Here is a 15,743-nt window from a genome sequence, read left to right as displayed (position 1 = left end):
GGTAACAAAGTATTCGACCTCGACTTATAGGAGGACGAACACTTTGTTTCTGGTTTGGTTATTTGGTATTATTCAATAGGTGGTTATTTAAAAACTCTGTTCAGCGCCTGTTTAATTAAAAACACGGCGAACAATTGATATACTAAGGAGAATATGGCAATAAAAATATTGGCTCTAAAGGCTGTTTCCAAAAAGGTCCATAGCCATAGGATGACGGAAACAACTATCCAAACAATAGAGGAGCCATCTGGATTTTCTACCATTATTAAAGCAAACCACATGCACCCTATGGCAATGAGCCCTCTGATGATGACCCCAATATTAAAGATGTTATAATCGTATTTTTCCAGGGAGGAAGACCACAGAAAGTAGCCCAGCCAGATAAACAAAGCGATTCCTAAAATTCCTAAAATGATATAAATAGCGGTCATTCGATTCGATTATTAAAGGAAGGCTTTTATAGCTCCTTCATTTTTTCGCTAACCAATATCGTAAATAAATTTAAAAATGTAGGCGGAATAATACGTAAAATGTAATTATTTCATAAAATGAATAATCTTTTACTATCAAAATAAGCTTATTGTATAGGAGTAGATGGCCTCATTATACGGCACTAGGACGCCTTATGAATACCTTGAATTACGCTAGTGGGGCTGCTGCGTTTTTAGGATTCACCGACTTTATTGTAAGAAAGTAGGCAGTGGGAGTGGTGGTGTCCGCCCAAAAGGGGTAGCAGTGCCAAGACTTAATAAGTCTTGGCACTGCAAAAAATCAAAATATATTCTTGATTTAAAAACTATCCAAGTGTACAAATGCCGTTTGTACCTGAGGGGTTTGGTCCCTAACAGCGGTCCAGGCAAAGTAGACCTTGTCTTTTACAAGCTCCATTTGCGGGAAGCCGGCCTTTCTAGGAGCATCTATTTGACTGATGACAATGGGCGTCGATATTTTTCCGGAGATATGCATCATTACCGCCTTTAATTGGGCCCCATCGCCCACAGACTCCATCCAACTGGCAATGACATTTTCAGCATCGATCATTAAAACATCGACCCTACCAATGGCAGCATGATCGTTTATGACAAAAGGAGCATCAAAATTTTCACCTCCATCTTCAGAGAAAGCCACCTTTACTACAGGCTCGTTATTAGCGGCAGTAAACCAAGCGGCTACCAGGGTATTACCAAAAGCGTCACTTTTAGGACCGTTTACCGGGCAACCCTTAATTTCCCAACCATCCCGATGTACTGGTTTCGGGCTCGTCCATGCGCCGTTTACGTATCTAGAAATAGAGATATCTCTAATTTCGTCTTCGGTTCTGTCCCTATACAGTACTACCGGACCATTGCTAGTGATGGCAGCGGTGGTACCACAGCAATCGCAGGTACGATTGTCTACCAAGGCTTCTTCGCTAAGCGCACCGGTTGGTGATACTACGGCAGCCCGGATACTCATGGCACCGCCATGGCCATGTTCGTGTTCGTGTCCTTGTGCGGCATCGCCAGTATTCCTACCATCGAGCCACGTCATAAAAAATTGATCTTCCTTAAAAGGTATCGCAGACACAAAACCATGTTCGGTTTTGGTACCATCGGTATGCAGGGGCAATCCGGTCTTCCATTCAGTATCTCCCTTAGGTAAAAGATTCAGCTTAATATCATAGGAATAAGTGCCCGCAGAAGATTTTTGTAGAATATGCGAAATTAAATTCCCCTTGTTTTCCGCAATTAAAGGGAAATCTGCCCAGTTTACGAACCAATCCGATCCTTTGATTATTTCCTTGGGGGCCTTCCATTCATCATTGTCCAGGTAGCTATACTTTAACTGTGTAGTAGAATCGTTTACAGTGTGTACCCACGATAAAATGGCTTGGTCCGAATTGGAAAATAAATACGGCAAAAAGTTCGAGCTTCCCTCAGGAGAAGGAATATGACGTACAATTTCTTGTGCTTTTTTTTCCTTGGCACCACAGGAAACCAGGAGTAGGGTCAGGGCCATTAGCCCAAAATATTTGTAGTTTGGCATTTATTGGATACTTTTTAATTTTTGGATCATTTCTGGAGAATCCCAAGAAACAACGCCCGTTATTTCAGATGCTTTTTCACCCTTTTCATTATAGATAAAGGTGGTAGGCAGGGCATAGATCTGTAATTTGGAAAGTGCCCCATTGAATTTTATAAAGGGTAAATCAAGTGGTGAATTGGCTTTAAAAGCCTTTATTTTTTTGGTCGACTGGTCAGAAGCCAACAGAAAGACATAGTTTTCCTTTTCTAAAATAGCCATGGCCCTGGCAAGGGCAGGCATTTCTTCGACACAGGGCTTGCACCAAGTGGCCCAAAAGTTAAGAAGTATTTTTTTGCCTTTGTACTCTTCCAAGGAAATAGGGTTCCCTTCTAAATCTTCATAAAGACTCTCGCTCACCGGGGCGACTTTAGCCGTAACGATTTGGTTAGTGTCCTCTTGGGGTTGCTTTTCGGTCTGTTTGCAGGAAACTAAAAATAGTGCAGCAAAAGCGATGGTATAAATCTTGAATCTCATGAATAAGTTTGGTGGTAAGCAAACAAAGTTAAAAAATTAATTTGGCTACAGGCCATGGGGAAGTCTCCATAATGACATCCTTAAGGACGATTCGAGGAAGGAGAAATAGGCTTTAAAAGGTCGCTCCCAAAAATATGGGTGTGGCCATTAGAATATTATTCCGATGACATTTCCCTGCCCCAGGCATCTAAACTTCTTAAAATAGGCGCTAGCGATTTCCCTTTTTCCGTAAGCTGATAGTCCACCCTTGGGGGCACCACCGCAAATACTTCCCTGCTAATAAGTCCGTCTTTCTCCAATTCCCGTACCGTTTGGGTAAACATTTTATTGGAGATTTCTGGGACTGTTTTCTGTAGTATTCCAGATCGTAGCGGGCCTTCGAGGAGGTGAAATAAAAGCAAAGGCTTCCATTTGGTACCAATTAAATTCATGGTAAAGTGAAGCGGACAAAAATGTTTCTGCATAATTATTTTTTTAATACACTGTAAATCAGCAATACACTCCTTTAGTAAGGTATCGAACTTTAGGGTAACGTATTGTATATGAGTCAAATATATTCTTATTTTGTCTAATATAAACAACAATATGAAATGGGCATAACGGAAAGCTGTTCGCAAGTACAAATTCAGCTATGCAAACCTGACGGTGGTAAGGCAAGTTTACATAGTTATGCTAGGTGCAGCCAAAGTATGCCCGTTAAAAAACTAAAAATAAAACATATATGAAAACTACAGAAAATTATCCCAGGTCATTTTCCCATATCGGAATTAGCGTTCCCAATATTACGGCGGCCGTAAAATTCTACCAGGAGGTGATGGGCTGGTATATTATTATGGAACCTTCTACAGTAAAAAAAGAGCGGGAAACGGCCATTGGCCAAATGTGTATTGACGTTTTTGGCGAAGACTGGGAGGAATTTGAGATTGCACATCTATCGACTTCGGATGGGATAGGCATAGAACTGTTTTCTTTTCCCCACGGAAAAAAAGAAGCGCCTGCATTTAATCCTTTTAATACCGGTCTTTTTCACTTTTGCATCCAAGACCCCAATATAGAAGACCTTATCGAAAAAATTGTGGCCCATGGGGGGAAACAAAGAATGCCCATCAGGGAATATTATCCCAATGACAAGCCTTATAAAATGTGTTATGTAGAAGATCCGTTCGGTATTGTCTTTGAAATTTATACCCATAGTTATGAATTGACCTATTCCTCTGGGGCCTATTCTAAATAATTAATGTAGTTTTATGGGGATAAGGGGCTATGGGCTTGATAGCCATAGCCCTAAAAAAGGATGTTGAGGCATGACCTATAAAAGCTTTGAAACGGAACGATTGCTGTTAAAACCTACTACGGAAGAAGATGCCGATTTTATATATGAGCTTTTCAACTCCCCAAAGTGGTTGCGAACATAGGCGATCGGAACCTAAAAACGGTGCAAAATGCCCAGGAATATATTCAGCGAAAAATGCTTCCACAGCTGCATCGGTTGGGGTTTTCTAACTATACCATCATCCGAAAAAAAGACCATATAAAAATAGGCTCTTGCGGACTGTATAAAAGGGAATGGCTAGAAGGCATCGATATTGGTTTTGCCCTATTGCCCCAGTACGAGAAAAAAGGCTATGCTTTTGAAGCCGCAAATAAATTAAAGAAGGAAGCGCTAGATTCCTTTGGGATCAAAGAAATTAGCGGCATTACCGTAAAAAATAATGTGGCCTCCCAAAACCTGCTATTGCGATTGGGACTTTCCTTAATCGGTACCACCACCTTGCCCAATGATGATGAAGAACTCTTGTTGTACAAACTGATTTTTTAAAGACCATTTTGGCGCTATAGCGATCAATTGGAATGCTACTTTATATTCTTATCGCAGAGCGGAAAAAACTCCTTGGAAGCCTGTAAAAAGCAACAATAAACAAGGGGGGCGTTAATTTTTTTTCAACCTTAATACGTATATTTGTGGGACTTGCATTCCTGAAAACATATCAATGAACGTCACCATAGAAAACTTCCTTTTAATAGGTTCTTTATTACTTTTTGTCAGTATCATCGTAGGGAAAACTTCCTATAAATTTGGAGTGCCTACCTTAATCCTCTTCTTGGGTGTTGGTATGTTGGCGGGTTCCGACGGTATTTTGGGCATTCGTTTTGACAATCCCCAACTTGCTCAGTTTATAGGTATTGTGTCCCTAAATTTTATACTGTTCTCCGGGGGACTTGATACCAGTTTAAAAGCCGTAAAGCCCATTATGCGCGAAGGAATACTGTTATCTACCCTTGGCGTTTTGCTAACGGCCGTTTCTCTAGGGACGTTTGTGTATTATGTGACGGACTTTACCATTTATGAAAGTATGCTCCTTGGTTCTATCGTTTCCTCTACGGATGCGGCGGCGGTGTTTTCTATATTACGGTCTAAAAGCCTTGCTTTAAAAACCAATCTAAGGCCTACATTAGAGCTCGAAAGCGGAAGTAACGACCCCATGGCCTATGTGCTGACCATTGCTTTTTTATCGCTAGTAGTAAATCAGGATCAGAGTTTAGCCTCTTTAATCCCCTTGTTCTTACAACAAATGGTTTTTGGAGGGATAGCCGGATTTGGCTTTGGAAAACTGAGCAAAATTATCATTAACAGAATAAAACTCGATTTTGAGGGGCTGTATCCCGTATTGGTCATAGCCCTGATGTTCATTACCTTTTCGGCCACCGATTTTGTGGGAGGGAACGGGTTCTTGGCCATTTATATCTGTGCGGTTTATTTAGGAAACCAGGACCTGATCCATAAAAAAACCATCCTAAAAATGTTCGATGGTCTGGCTTGGTTAATGCAAATTGTACTCTTCCTAGCCCTGGGATTATTGGTTTTTCCAACGGAGGTATTCCCGTATATGGGGATCGGATTGCTAATTTCGGTATTCCTGATTTTGGTCGCTCGACCGGTGGGCGTATTTATAAGTCTGATGTTTTTTAAGATGAAACTAAGAAGGCGTTTTTACATTTCCTGGGTAGGATTGCGTGGGGCAGTGCCGATCGTTTTTGCTACCTATCCGCTTTTGGCAGGTATAGAAAAGGCCGATATGATCTTTAATATTGTGTTTTTTATCTCGGTGTCCTCGGTCTTAATTCAGGGGACCACCCTGTCTGTGGTAGCGAAATGGCTAAATGTTGCCATGCCCGAAAAAGATAAGTCTGTTTCAGAGCTGGAGAGTTTCCTTTCCGAGGGCCCTAAAGCCGCTATGAAGGAAATTGATATTACGGCGGGCTGCTTTGCGACCAATAAAAAGGTGGTGAATTTAAACTTTCCCAAAAATGCCATTATAGCCATGATTAAGCGTAATGGCGTATATATTACCCCTAATGGAAGTACCGTTATTCAGGAAAACGACACCCTGGTAGTGCTCTCCGATACCCAGGAAGGCTTAGATGCGGTAAATGCCTGCCTTAAACCTAAGGAGTTGATGAGCAGTGAATCCTAAGGGCAGTACAATCTCGAAAAGGCCCCTATGCTAATTGGTTTGTTAAACTACAAGAAGATCGTTGGTCCTAAATGTTAGGATGCTCTAAGGGTTGTTTTTTTGGGCGTTCCCTCCTTCGTCGGGCGGGCCCTTGGCTATATCCCTTGCTTCGCTGCGGGGATGCCGCCGCGGTCCCTAACGCTTTTACAAGAAACAGTAAACAATTATCAAAGATGTACGTCCCTGGTATAGGTTGACCACTAAAAAGTGGAGAACAATGAAAGCAACTGTACGGGGTATTCGCAAAGGGGGTAAATACTCGAAAAAATTTAAAAAACGTCTTGTTGGCGATTTCAAAAAAGGCAAGTTCAGTGTACCCTAATTGGTGAAATTAATTGTGGCCCCACCCGATAATTTATCGGTGGATCTATAAATTTTCTACCTTTATGAAAACTGGAGTTAAGGTTATAGAAATGAAAGACAATAGTAACAAAAAGATAAAGGAGCTTGAAGCTCGTATAAAAGAGCTAGAGGACGTATCGGGTCGCAAGCAGATTATGATCGATTATCTAGAGAAAATGATGGAGGTCGCCAAGGACGAACTAAATATCGATATCAAAAAGGATTACGGTACCCCAAAATCAAACGGTCCTATGAAAACAAGTAAAAAATGAACTCTTCCAAGAACAAACTATATGCACGTCCCTGCTATTAGTACACCAATGAAAAGTGCAATGATCTTATTTGATCATAAGGTGTAAAACTAAAGCTTACTGTTCCGCTAAGTTTCCCGACTTTGAGGCCATTTTAGTTTAAGGTTCGTATTGGTGTATTCCGCTACCTCGAGGATTTTTCGGAACTGGTACTTAATCAAAATGATTCATGGCTACGTTATACCATTTTCTAATTGGTACATTTTCACATTAATCCAGTGCTAGCTCGAAACAGTATCCATATTCAACTTTAGGTCAAAGTTGATCCTAATGGTGTCGTGAACTACAATAAGCCCTAATGCTTTTTTAGGTGGCTCAAGCTTAAAATCGCCTAAACTTAAGGCCAATTCTCCCGAAACGCTGAGCTTTTTAGACTTTGTATACCTAACGGGTATATGGTAAGCGTTGGTGTGTTCTGCAATCTGTATTTCTACAAGGGCAATTAAGGTTTCCCTGGTGTTTTCTATAGGTTCTAATTTTTTAAGTTCCAATAGGATGCTAGGGTATTTTTTGGACTGTAATAAGGAGTGAAAGTCTTTATTTATAAAGCGGCTTCCACAGTTAAAGCCATCGTTGTCTAATAATAAGGTAGCTTCTTTAAAGAAGTGTGTGTTGCCGATTTTTGTAAACGTCAGCGGTATTGGTGCTGCTATTTTTTCGGTGTTAAACAGACATTTAAAAGCATTGATATTACTGGTTCCGGAAATTAGTAGGGTGCTATCTGTAGCCAGATATACCGTGGTGTTATCCAATCTGGAATCCGTTATGGTAAAGGAAAGTAACAAAAATAATGTGGCGAGACCCAAAAGCTTTTTCATCGGTAGTGTTTAGCGTTGTGTTCATTTGCCTTATAAAGTTTGCCGGGACTTCTTATTCCTCTTGGTCCAAGCAAAATACAATAAGGTAAGTACCCTCACAATGTACTTACCTTATTGGTACTGGTTAGAAACTGATAGCAGCTTTTACCATGAATCCTTGATATAGTTTGCCTGAGCTTTTGGTACCTTTTGGCCCAAGCAAACTATATAATAAGCTAAGTACCCTCACATTGTACTTATCTTATTGGTACTGCTTAGAAACTGATTGCAGCTTCTACCATTAATCCCTTAAACTCTCCTTCGTTAAGGATGCTTGTCGTAGGGAAATCTTTGTATTGCTGATTGACATACTCTATTTTGGTCAGGATATTTTTCGTTAAGAACCAACCAGCTCCCAATTGGAATCTAGAAATATTGATGTCATCGCCACTCATCTCTTCTGCATCTACAACATTGTAACGACCACCTAAATAAGCATTTTCATTTTTTCCAAATCGGTAAATGACTTCTCCAGCATATTGTGTAGCCTTTCTTTTAGAGGTTTCTGTACTGGCTTTCCCTGTGGTATGCTCTAAGGTTCCAAAAAACTCTAGGCCTCCGTATTTAATAAAGGGGTTGATCATAACGGCCGTGATTTGGTTTCTCATGTTCGGGTTATATCTTCCAGACCTAAAGTTGCTGCTAGCTCTAGCTTCGTTATTTTCGGTTACGTAATAGTAACGAGATCCGGCACGGTCAGCGGTATACAGATAAGAGTTAGGTACATAACCTGTAGTATATAAACTTCCCGTAATTCGGTATCTTAAATCTTCGGTAGCTTGTTTGTCGTACCCTAGTTTTGCCAAGAAAGAAGCTCCTCCTGTTTTTCCATTGGTTTCGCTTACGTCCTGATTTAGTTTACCATTACTAACGCCTAGCATACTGATAAAGCCATTTTTGCGGAAATACACTTCTCCTCCTACCTCTGTGGTAAAAGCGTCCATAATTAGGTTTCCAACAAATGGGTTGTAGATAGCTTGAGCATTATCGGTTCTTCTAAAGTGTGCATCACCATAGTTGTTTTCCATATGCCCTATTTTAACGGTAACATACTGCATTACATCTTCCATAAACCCTTCATTAATGAAGTCTAGTTTGTCTATTTGGAAATACCCTCCTTTTACATAAGGTTCTGGGTGGTGTCTAGAAGACAAATAGGTTCTTAGGTGCATTCTTACCCCATCGAACAAAGCAACGTCCAAATCTAGGTTTGCCGTGGCCAAGTTAAAGTTAGTACCGATTTCTTTTAGCGGTACGGCACCAGAGTTAGAATGCTCTAAACTTTGATACTGTAGGGTAGAGGAGCCCCCTATTCGTACTTTTACGCCATCAAAAGTAGTTGTTACATCTTTTGGCGCCTCAAAAACGTTCAGGCCATTTTTGTCTGGCTGTCTGTAATTGTCTAGGGTGCGATCTTGTGCCTGCAGTCCCATTCCGGCCAATAGTAAGGTAATCCCCAGGGTATTTTTAATAAATGTTCTCATGATTCTGATTTTTGGTAGTGATAATTTTATTTATTTAAGGTGATGTCGAATTTTATGGTGATGTCGTCCCCGGTGGTAATGGTACCTAACAATGCGGTAGGGGGGTCTATATTAAAATCGGTCATTTTTATTTTATTCTCTCCAGAAAGCTTGGCAGTATTGCCAGTGATCCCCAGCTCTAAGTCTTGTGAAATGGTCTTCTTTACCCCAGCAATACTTAAGTCGCCCTGGACCTTTACTTTGTATTTCCCATTTCCAAGTGGAATGGTCTGTTGTACTTCGGAAAGGTTAAAAACGATTTTTTTATGGTTTTTGGTTTTTAAGGCCTTATGGGTGTTTTTGTCCATACTAGACTTTCCACTTTTTAAACCTTCCGTTGCTATTTCTATATCCAATCTTTCTAATTCATTGGTTTCCCCATTTTTTAAGACCAATACCCCCGACTTATTCTCGGCACTGATTTCCCAGTCGTGTATACTAGAGGTCCCTAAAACACTTAAGGACGATTTTTCATTGATTATTTTGAACTGTTGGGCAACGGCCATGTTGTTGAAAAGCAAGAAAATGCATAAACTTGCTATAAATGCGAACCCTGTTTTAATGTGACTCATAATTCATTTCTTTAATTATATAGGGCAAAACTGCGACTTATTGCTAGTGGAAAACATGACTTTTGTCAGAAATTGAAATCATTCGTTTTTTGTTTGCTTTTAGTACATTTTTAAATGTAATTTTCACGGATATAAGAAGCTGTAAACCAATGTGTTTTGGGTTTGTTTCGACGGGAAGGAGCTGAAGGTTTATTTTTTAAAAAAGAAGTAATTTTCTGTAAATAATTATTTTTGCAGAAAAAATATGCTTTTCAAAAGGTGTGCAATCGCGAGGTAGATAGCCCACGATCATAAGGAAATCTTTCTTTTTGAATATAAGGATTGACAGGGAAGATTGTGCTTTGCCGTGTTAGGGATTGCAGCGGCATCCTTTTTTGGACGGCCCTGCCGGCTAAAAAAGATACAGCGGAAAGCCCGACCCGATAGGGGAACGCCCAAAAAAACATTACCCTGCTAGTGCTAAGATTTCTTGTCTTGGTGAGCAATAGAATTAGCCTGATACTTGTGGTGCCTATCGATATAGGCCTTTATAAACGGGCACACAGGCTTTACCTTTAGGCCTTGCTGGGCGGCATAGTCTAATACGCCCTTGGCTATGAACGAGCCTACCCCTTGACCGGCCAATGCCTTGGGAACTTCTGTATGGATATAGGCAATACCGCCTGGGAAAAGTTTGTACTCCTCAATGCCCATATGGCCATCGATAGATACCTGAAACCTATGTTCTTTTTTGTTGTGGATGAGTTCGTAGGACATAAGATAATCTTTTAGTGATAAAAAAGGGGAACACTGTTACCGCTGCGCATCCTTGCAAGGCAGATGACATAAATTTACAAAACTCCTTGAAATTGTAACCATAGCCATGACCTTATATATGGTACGAAAAAGAAATGATAGGACCCCTGGATTAAGATATACATGGACCGTGTGGTGAAGGTCGCCGGATTTTTGCACTTTGCCATCCTAATGTTTGTGAGAGCAAAAGGGAGAAGGATTTTACAATAAGAAAGGGGAAGCTTTAAAAAAATTGCCACCAAAAAAGCGCCGTAAAAGCCAGGATAATTAGTATCCTAAACCGTACAGCGCTTTTTTTAATGAGGGGAAATCCTTGGAAAAAGGACAAGTTATTATTTGTTAGAATATTTGCTCTTTACTTCGACCCCAATTAAAAATAATACCAGTACTAAACACAGACTTATAGATAAGTACGGGTACTGATCTATTAAATTCATCGTAAAAGTTAATAATTCCTCAATCATGCTTTGATAATTTTATAGTATTGAAAACTTAAAAAGTTCTTACCCTATAGATATAGATACGGGCAAAGGTTGCTTTTTAGATGTTAATATTTTTTTATAGCCTCGTTAATATTATTATAATTCGCACCGTCTAAAAGGGCATTGGCTTTTAGTTCAGTCGTTTATACAATCAAGAATTGGGCCATTTGTGGCGTTACATACATATCCTGAGCGCTTTTTTTTAGCACCTTTCTTGGAAACATAAGGGGACATGGATGTTTAGCGCTATTTTTACGAGCCTGCGCCAGGAGTATATTGGCATAAAACGAAACGGTAGCATATGCAAAACACCAATACCAGTGCCCTTTTGATGGCTATAGGTTGGCCTAAAGGAATAAGCCTATTATACGATTCCCCCGGGATTGTCCTAACCGATTTTACAAAGGGAGAAGGTGCGGCTTATGGGGCTTGTTCTTATACCCTCAACGGATTTTCCGTGATAGGGCGAACCGCCAAACAAACCCCTAAAAAAACAGGTCAGTTTGTGGCTATTTGGAAGCGCAGCGCGGAGGGAGGTACCGCTCCCTATACCGAAAATGATGGGGTAGAGTTTTTAGTGATAAATGCCGTTTCCGAATTTGGTTGTGGCCAATTTATATTTCCACTATCGGCATTGCTGCACCAAGGGGTCTTCTCTAGTGCAAAAAAGCCCGGTAAAAGGGGGATAAGGGTGTACCCGCCTTGGGACCGACTTACTAGCAAGCAGGCCCAAAATACCCAAGAATGGCAGCAGCAGTATTTTTTGGAGCTCTCGGGCCATGCTGCAAGTACGCTAAAAGAGTTTCAAACCGCCTTCCGAGACACCCATAGCGGGTAGAACGGAAAATAATTGTTGCAAGGCCAAGGTTTTATGGCATCATGGGATTGTTATTTTTTTAGTTACTTTAGGAGAATTAAAAGTCCAAAGTAAAATATGAGTATCCTTTTAAAAACGATTTCCCATAAGCCCGCTGTGGAAACGGATCTAAAAAATATGGTTTTGGAGGATGGTAACAGCAGTAAAAGTGAGTACTAAAAGACGACCTATGACCAATGTTTTACGGCAAGATGTTCGGTTTTTGGATACTTCCAAAAACAGGCTTTTATTGGTGGGGTTTATTTCTGTATACTCCTTGCTTTTTATAACTATATACGATCCTTTTGATTTGGATGAGTGGGGCAAAAGTTACTACCATCAGTTTGTGTTGATAGGGGCAGCCATCATATTGTTTTCCCAGTTTGTGTTGCGTCCCTTGATAAAATTACACCACCTTAAAATCTATAGCCTTATTTTATGGTCGGTGCTGGAAGTGGTATTGATTACGGTTTCGATCTTTGTTATTTACAATCCGCTTTACATGCCTTTCGAAGAAAATGTATACGAGTTCTATAATACCTTTAAGCAGGTAGGGCTCATCATAGGAGTCCCCTACATTCTCTTTTTTTGGTATATGCAATTAATGCAAAAACTAGCGTACTATAAGAAGGAACAACAAAACCCAGCGCGTCCAATGATAGATAAGGCCAATGAGCTGCTAACCATTACGGGAGAAAACGACAAGGTAGTCCTAGCCATAAAATACCACCAATTGGTATACGTTAAATCTGCCGGAAATTATTTGGAAATCTTTTATTTAAAAGGAGAAAAATTGACCATGGAACTGGTGCGGGCGAGTTTAAAAGAACTACAGGGAAAACTTAAAGATGCCAGTCTGGTGCGCACCCATCGATCTTATATCGTAAACGTTCAACACATTACTGCCTGTAAGAAAACAAGAAAGGGTTTTGCCCTGTCTGTTCAAAGCGCAACGGAAGATAACATCCCCGTTTCTTTGGGATTTAAAGCCAATTTTGAAAAGGCCTTGTCGCTTAAAGCTACCCATTAATTTTATTTAACCGATCCCAAGCATATCCATAGCTTTTTTCTCCATGCGCCCATGGCTCCCAGATCGGGGTCTAAGCAAAAATTTGGGGAGCCTATTTTTTAGGGTGTATATGCCGTATGCCATGGCGAATTTCTGTGGCCGTTGTCTAATCTTTTGGGCGTTCCCTCCTACGTCGGGCGGGCCCTTGGCTATATCCCTTGCGGTGCTGCGGGGATGCCGCCGCGGTCCCTAACGCAAAACAAATGAGGTATATAATAGTAGGATGACCTGTCTTTTTATAGGGATAGGTACCAAAGGTTTTTATGGATGGAAACAGGAATAGACACCTCCCTTTTATAAGTGGCCCTAGGAGGGGAGGCTAGGAATAATAATTGATTGGTTTCATCCTAGTATTGTGCTTGGACTTGTTAACTTTGTAAGGCTTTGGCAGTAATCATTATTGCTAACAGCCTATTAAAAAAACAGCCTATAATGAAGGAGAACAATCCACATAATTTAGACACTATAAAATTCTCTGTTCTAGATCTGGTTCCTGTCGCCAAGGGAGCAACGCACCTGCAGGCTATTCAGAACAGTTTGGAGCTGGCGCAGCATGCAGAGCGATTAGGTTTTGAACGCTTCTGGATTTCCGAGCACCATAATATGGATACTTTGGTGAGTTCGGCCACGCCAATATTAATAGGGCATATTGCCCAGGGAACAAAAACTATTAAGGTGGGGTCCGGAGGTATTATGTTGCCCAACCATACGCCATTGATCGTAGCAGAACAATTTGGCACTTTAGCAACCCTTTACCCAGGACGAATAGATTTAGGGCTGGGAAGGGCACCGGGAACAGATCAGCTCACCGCAAAGGCCCTGCGTAGGGATAGAATAGAAACAGTACACGATTTTCCACGTGATATAGAAGCGCTACAGCAATATTTTTCCATAGAAAACAGCCATGCCCCTGTACGGGCCATCCCCGGTGAAGGTTTAGATATCCCCTTGTATTTATTGGGCTCTAGTACCTTTAGCGCCCAATTGGCAGGAAAAAAAGGATTGCCCTATGCCTTTGCGAGCCATTTTGCCCCGGCACAATTGCACCAGGCGCTAGGACTATACCATCAAAATTTTGAACCTTCGCCACAGAGTAACAAACCCTATACGATTGCCTGTGTCAATATTATTGCTGCCGATACCGATGAAGAGGCAAGGTACATAGAGACCAGCCTACAACAACTGGCATTGGGAATTATAAGAAACACCAGAAAACCCCTGCCGCCACCGGTAGACAACATGGACGAGCTTTGGGACGAGCGGGAGAAAGCGCAAATACAACAGATGATGTATTATAGTTTTGTAGGGAACAAAGAGACCATAGAAAAAGAACTATCGGCCTTTGTAGCCGCGACTCAAGTGAATGAAATTATGGTCGTATCCCATATTTTTGATCATAAGGACCGCCTAAAATCTTATGAAATTGTAAGTAGCCTTCAAAAAGGCTAATGTAAATATGCAAATATGAATTTTGGACTATTTTTGTGTGTTCGATATTCGGTTAATAATCAATAAAAAGAAATGGCACTCAGGGTAAAAGAATTAGAAGGTTTCCAAGGAACAGATGTAAGGCAGTTATCGCAGCTCCTAGAAGAACAGGTGCCCGTACACTCCATAGAAACCCTTAATTGGGGGGAGTTTCCTTACCAGCCCAAGGTTTCTTTTAGGATCGCATGTGCCAACAATAATATGATCCTAAAATTCTATGTTACCGAGGAGCATGTATTGGCCAGGACGACGGAAACTAATGGTCCGGTACACCAAGATAGCTGTGTGGAATTCTTTTTTGACCCCTTAAAAGACGGTCGCTATTATAATTTTGAAGTGAACGCTATCGGCACCGTCCATTTGGCGTACGGTCCGGGAAGGTCCGATCGGCAGTTGATAGCCCCAGCAACCATAGAACAGCATATACAGGTAGAAAGTAGCTTGGGGACATCGGTGTTTGAAGCAGAAGGCGGACAGTATTTCTGGGAATTGTTCTTGGTAATCCCTGCTAGTATCCTAGTCCACCATCCCAATATCCAACTAAAAGGATTGGCGGCCAAGGCTAATTTTTACAAATGTGGCGACCATACCTCCAAACCTCATTTCTTAAGTTATTATCCCATACATACAGCGGCACCCGATTATCACAGGCCGGAGTTTTTTGGCGATATTTTTTTTGAATAATTACAATATTCCAGCAAGAATCGAGTTGTTAATAGGCTCTAGGGTAACGCTTTGGCACGGCAATGGTTAAGCGATGCACAATAATAGCATTGCCCAAATTCTTGTAAGCCATATAGTTTTTTATGGGTAAGTTTGTGCATAGCTATAATAAATTGTTAATCTAATTTAGGATAGATTATATTTTGTATTTTTGCAACACAAATGAAAAATATTTTTCGACAAATAGCGGCTTTTTCTTTAGCACTTTTAGTGTTATTGTCTACCATGTCATTTTCGGTAGATATGCATTTTTGTGGAAAAACATTGGTTGATTATTCTTTCTTTGATAAGGTAGATAGCTGTGGCATGGAAATGATGCAGCCTGCGGCAAATGAGGCATGTTCCATCGTTATAGATGACTGCTGCAAGGAAGAAAATATCCTTGTTGAAGGACAGGACGATTTAAAGATATCCTTTGATTCGCTGACCTTTCAGCAACAAGTATTTGTTATTGCCTATTCTTATAGCTTTTTAAGTCTTCTAGAAGGAGATATTAAAAACAAGGTGCCTTTTGGCGATTATACGCCTCCCTTACTCATACGGGACATCCATATACTGGATGAGACCTTCCTAATCTGATTTTAAAACTTTAGAACCCCAGCGTCCAACGGTAATACCGGTCTTGGACCAAAGCTGTTGTTTGTGTTTTTTTTACAGCACAGAATTCTAATG

18 protein-coding genes are annotated in these 15,743 nt (G+C 40.7%); 10 read left to right on the top strand and 8 right to left on the bottom strand.

Translation table 11 applies throughout. The features are described 5' to 3' along the window. Positions 1–83: 83 nt before the first annotated feature. From HCG49_RS08635 to HCG49_RS08620, 4 genes are all read right to left on the bottom strand, one after another. On the bottom strand, positions 84–431 hold the full coding sequence (locus HCG49_RS08635; protein WP_168469124.1) for a hypothetical protein: 348 nt from the start codon (positions 429–431) through the stop codon (positions 84–86). A 358-nt stretch (positions 432–789) separates the two neighbouring features. Beyond that, on the bottom strand, positions 790–2,025 hold the full coding sequence (locus tag HCG49_RS08630) for a hypothetical protein (RefSeq protein ID WP_168469123.1): 1,236 nt from the start codon (positions 2,023–2,025) through the stop codon (positions 790–792). Next, the gene (locus tag HCG49_RS08625) at positions 2,026–2,538 is read right to left on the bottom strand and encodes a TlpA family protein disulfide reductase (RefSeq protein WP_168469122.1); all 513 of its coding nucleotides are present in this window, start codon (positions 2,536–2,538) and stop codon (positions 2,026–2,028) included. Positions 2,539–2,693: 155 nt separating this feature from the next. Next, positions 2,694–3,002: a winged helix-turn-helix transcriptional regulator gene (locus tag HCG49_RS08620; RefSeq protein WP_168469121.1), complete on the bottom strand. Its 309-nt coding sequence runs from the start codon at positions 3,000–3,002 to the stop codon at positions 2,694–2,696. Between the two features lie 257 nt (positions 3,003–3,259). Here HCG49_RS08620 and HCG49_RS08615 point away from each other — a divergent pair, with 257 nt between their 5' ends. The 5 genes from HCG49_RS08615 (at position 3,260) to HCG49_RS08600 (ending at position 6,667) form a co-directional block, all read left to right on the top strand. Further along, positions 3,260–3,772, top strand: a complete 513-nt coding sequence (locus HCG49_RS08615) for a lactoylglutathione lyase family protein (RefSeq protein WP_168469120.1) — start codon at positions 3,260–3,262, stop codon at positions 3,770–3,772. A gap of 70 nt (positions 3,773–3,842) precedes the next feature. Then, positions 3,843–3,953, top strand: coding sequence for a GNAT family N-acetyltransferase (locus HCG49_RS18820; protein WP_410488987.1), 111 nt, complete (start codon positions 3,843–3,845; stop codon positions 3,951–3,953). Further along, the gene (locus HCG49_RS08610) at positions 3,938–4,357 is read left to right on the top strand and encodes a GNAT family N-acetyltransferase (RefSeq protein WP_317167465.1); all 420 of its coding nucleotides are present in this window, start codon (positions 3,938–3,940) and stop codon (positions 4,355–4,357) included. The genes HCG49_RS18820 and HCG49_RS08610 overlap by 16 nt, the downstream gene beginning before the upstream one ends. Positions 4,358–4,529: 172 nt before the next feature. Then, complete coding sequence (locus HCG49_RS08605) at positions 4,530–6,014, top strand: potassium/proton antiporter (RefSeq protein WP_168469119.1); 1,485 nt, start codon at positions 4,530–4,532, stop codon at positions 6,012–6,014. 425 nt (positions 6,015–6,439) lie between these two features. Then, positions 6,440–6,667, top strand: a complete 228-nt coding sequence (locus tag HCG49_RS08600) for a hypothetical protein (protein ID WP_168469118.1) — start codon at positions 6,440–6,442, stop codon at positions 6,665–6,667. 260 nt (positions 6,668–6,927) lie between these two features. Here HCG49_RS08600 and HCG49_RS08595 read toward each other — a convergent pair whose 3' ends face one another. From HCG49_RS08595 to HCG49_RS08580, 4 genes are all read right to left on the bottom strand, one after another. Further along, complete coding sequence (locus tag HCG49_RS08595) at positions 6,928–7,524, bottom strand: hypothetical protein (protein WP_168469117.1); 597 nt, start codon at positions 7,522–7,524, stop codon at positions 6,928–6,930. A 254-nt stretch (positions 7,525–7,778) separates the two neighbouring features. Further along, positions 7,779–9,047: a hypothetical protein gene (locus HCG49_RS08590; RefSeq protein ID WP_168469116.1), complete on the bottom strand. Its 1,269-nt coding sequence runs from the start codon at positions 9,045–9,047 to the stop codon at positions 7,779–7,781. A 26-nt stretch (positions 9,048–9,073) separates the two neighbouring features. Continuing rightward, entirely contained in the window at positions 9,074–9,658 is a 585-nt protein-coding gene (locus tag HCG49_RS08585; RefSeq protein WP_168469115.1) for a YceI family protein, read from the bottom strand. 459 nt (positions 9,659–10,117) lie between these two features. Further along, positions 10,118–10,414, bottom strand: coding sequence for a GNAT family N-acetyltransferase (locus HCG49_RS08580; protein WP_168469114.1), 297 nt, complete (start codon positions 10,412–10,414; stop codon positions 10,118–10,120). 822 nt (positions 10,415–11,236) lie between these two features. On the opposite strand from HCG49_RS08580, the gene HCG49_RS08575 reads away from it, so the two are divergent. The 5 genes from HCG49_RS08575 (at position 11,237) to HCG49_RS08555 (ending at position 15,650) form a co-directional block, all read left to right on the top strand. After that, on the top strand, positions 11,237–11,773 hold the full coding sequence (locus tag HCG49_RS08575; RefSeq protein WP_168469113.1) for a MepB family protein: 537 nt from the start codon (positions 11,237–11,239) through the stop codon (positions 11,771–11,773). Positions 11,774–11,942: 169 nt separating this feature from the next. Beyond that, positions 11,943–12,821, top strand: coding sequence for a LytR/AlgR family response regulator transcription factor (locus tag HCG49_RS08570; RefSeq protein ID WP_168469112.1), 879 nt, complete (start codon positions 11,943–11,945; stop codon positions 12,819–12,821). A 471-nt stretch (positions 12,822–13,292) separates the two neighbouring features. Continuing rightward, a complete protein-coding gene (locus HCG49_RS08565; RefSeq protein WP_168469111.1) occupies positions 13,293–14,309 on the top strand; it encodes an LLM class flavin-dependent oxidoreductase in 1,017 nt (338 codons plus the stop codon). Positions 14,310–14,381: 72 nt separating this feature from the next. Beyond that, positions 14,382–15,032 (top strand): carbohydrate-binding family 9-like protein, encoded by a 651-nt coding sequence (locus HCG49_RS08560; RefSeq protein ID WP_168469110.1) that lies wholly within the window; start codon positions 14,382–14,384, stop codon positions 15,030–15,032. A 201-nt stretch (positions 15,033–15,233) separates the two neighbouring features. After that, positions 15,234–15,650, top strand: a complete 417-nt coding sequence (locus HCG49_RS08555) for an HYC_CC_PP family protein (protein ID WP_168469109.1) — start codon at positions 15,234–15,236, stop codon at positions 15,648–15,650. The last annotated feature ends 93 nt before the right edge of the window (positions 15,651–15,743 follow it).

This window comes from Arenibacter sp. 6A1 (assembly GCF_012272855.1).
Taxonomy (GTDB): Bacteria; Bacteroidota; Bacteroidia; order Flavobacteriales; family Flavobacteriaceae; genus Arenibacter.
The sequence above is the reverse complement of the archived record's forward strand: the minus strand, read 5'-3'. Positions and strand labels throughout refer to the sequence as shown.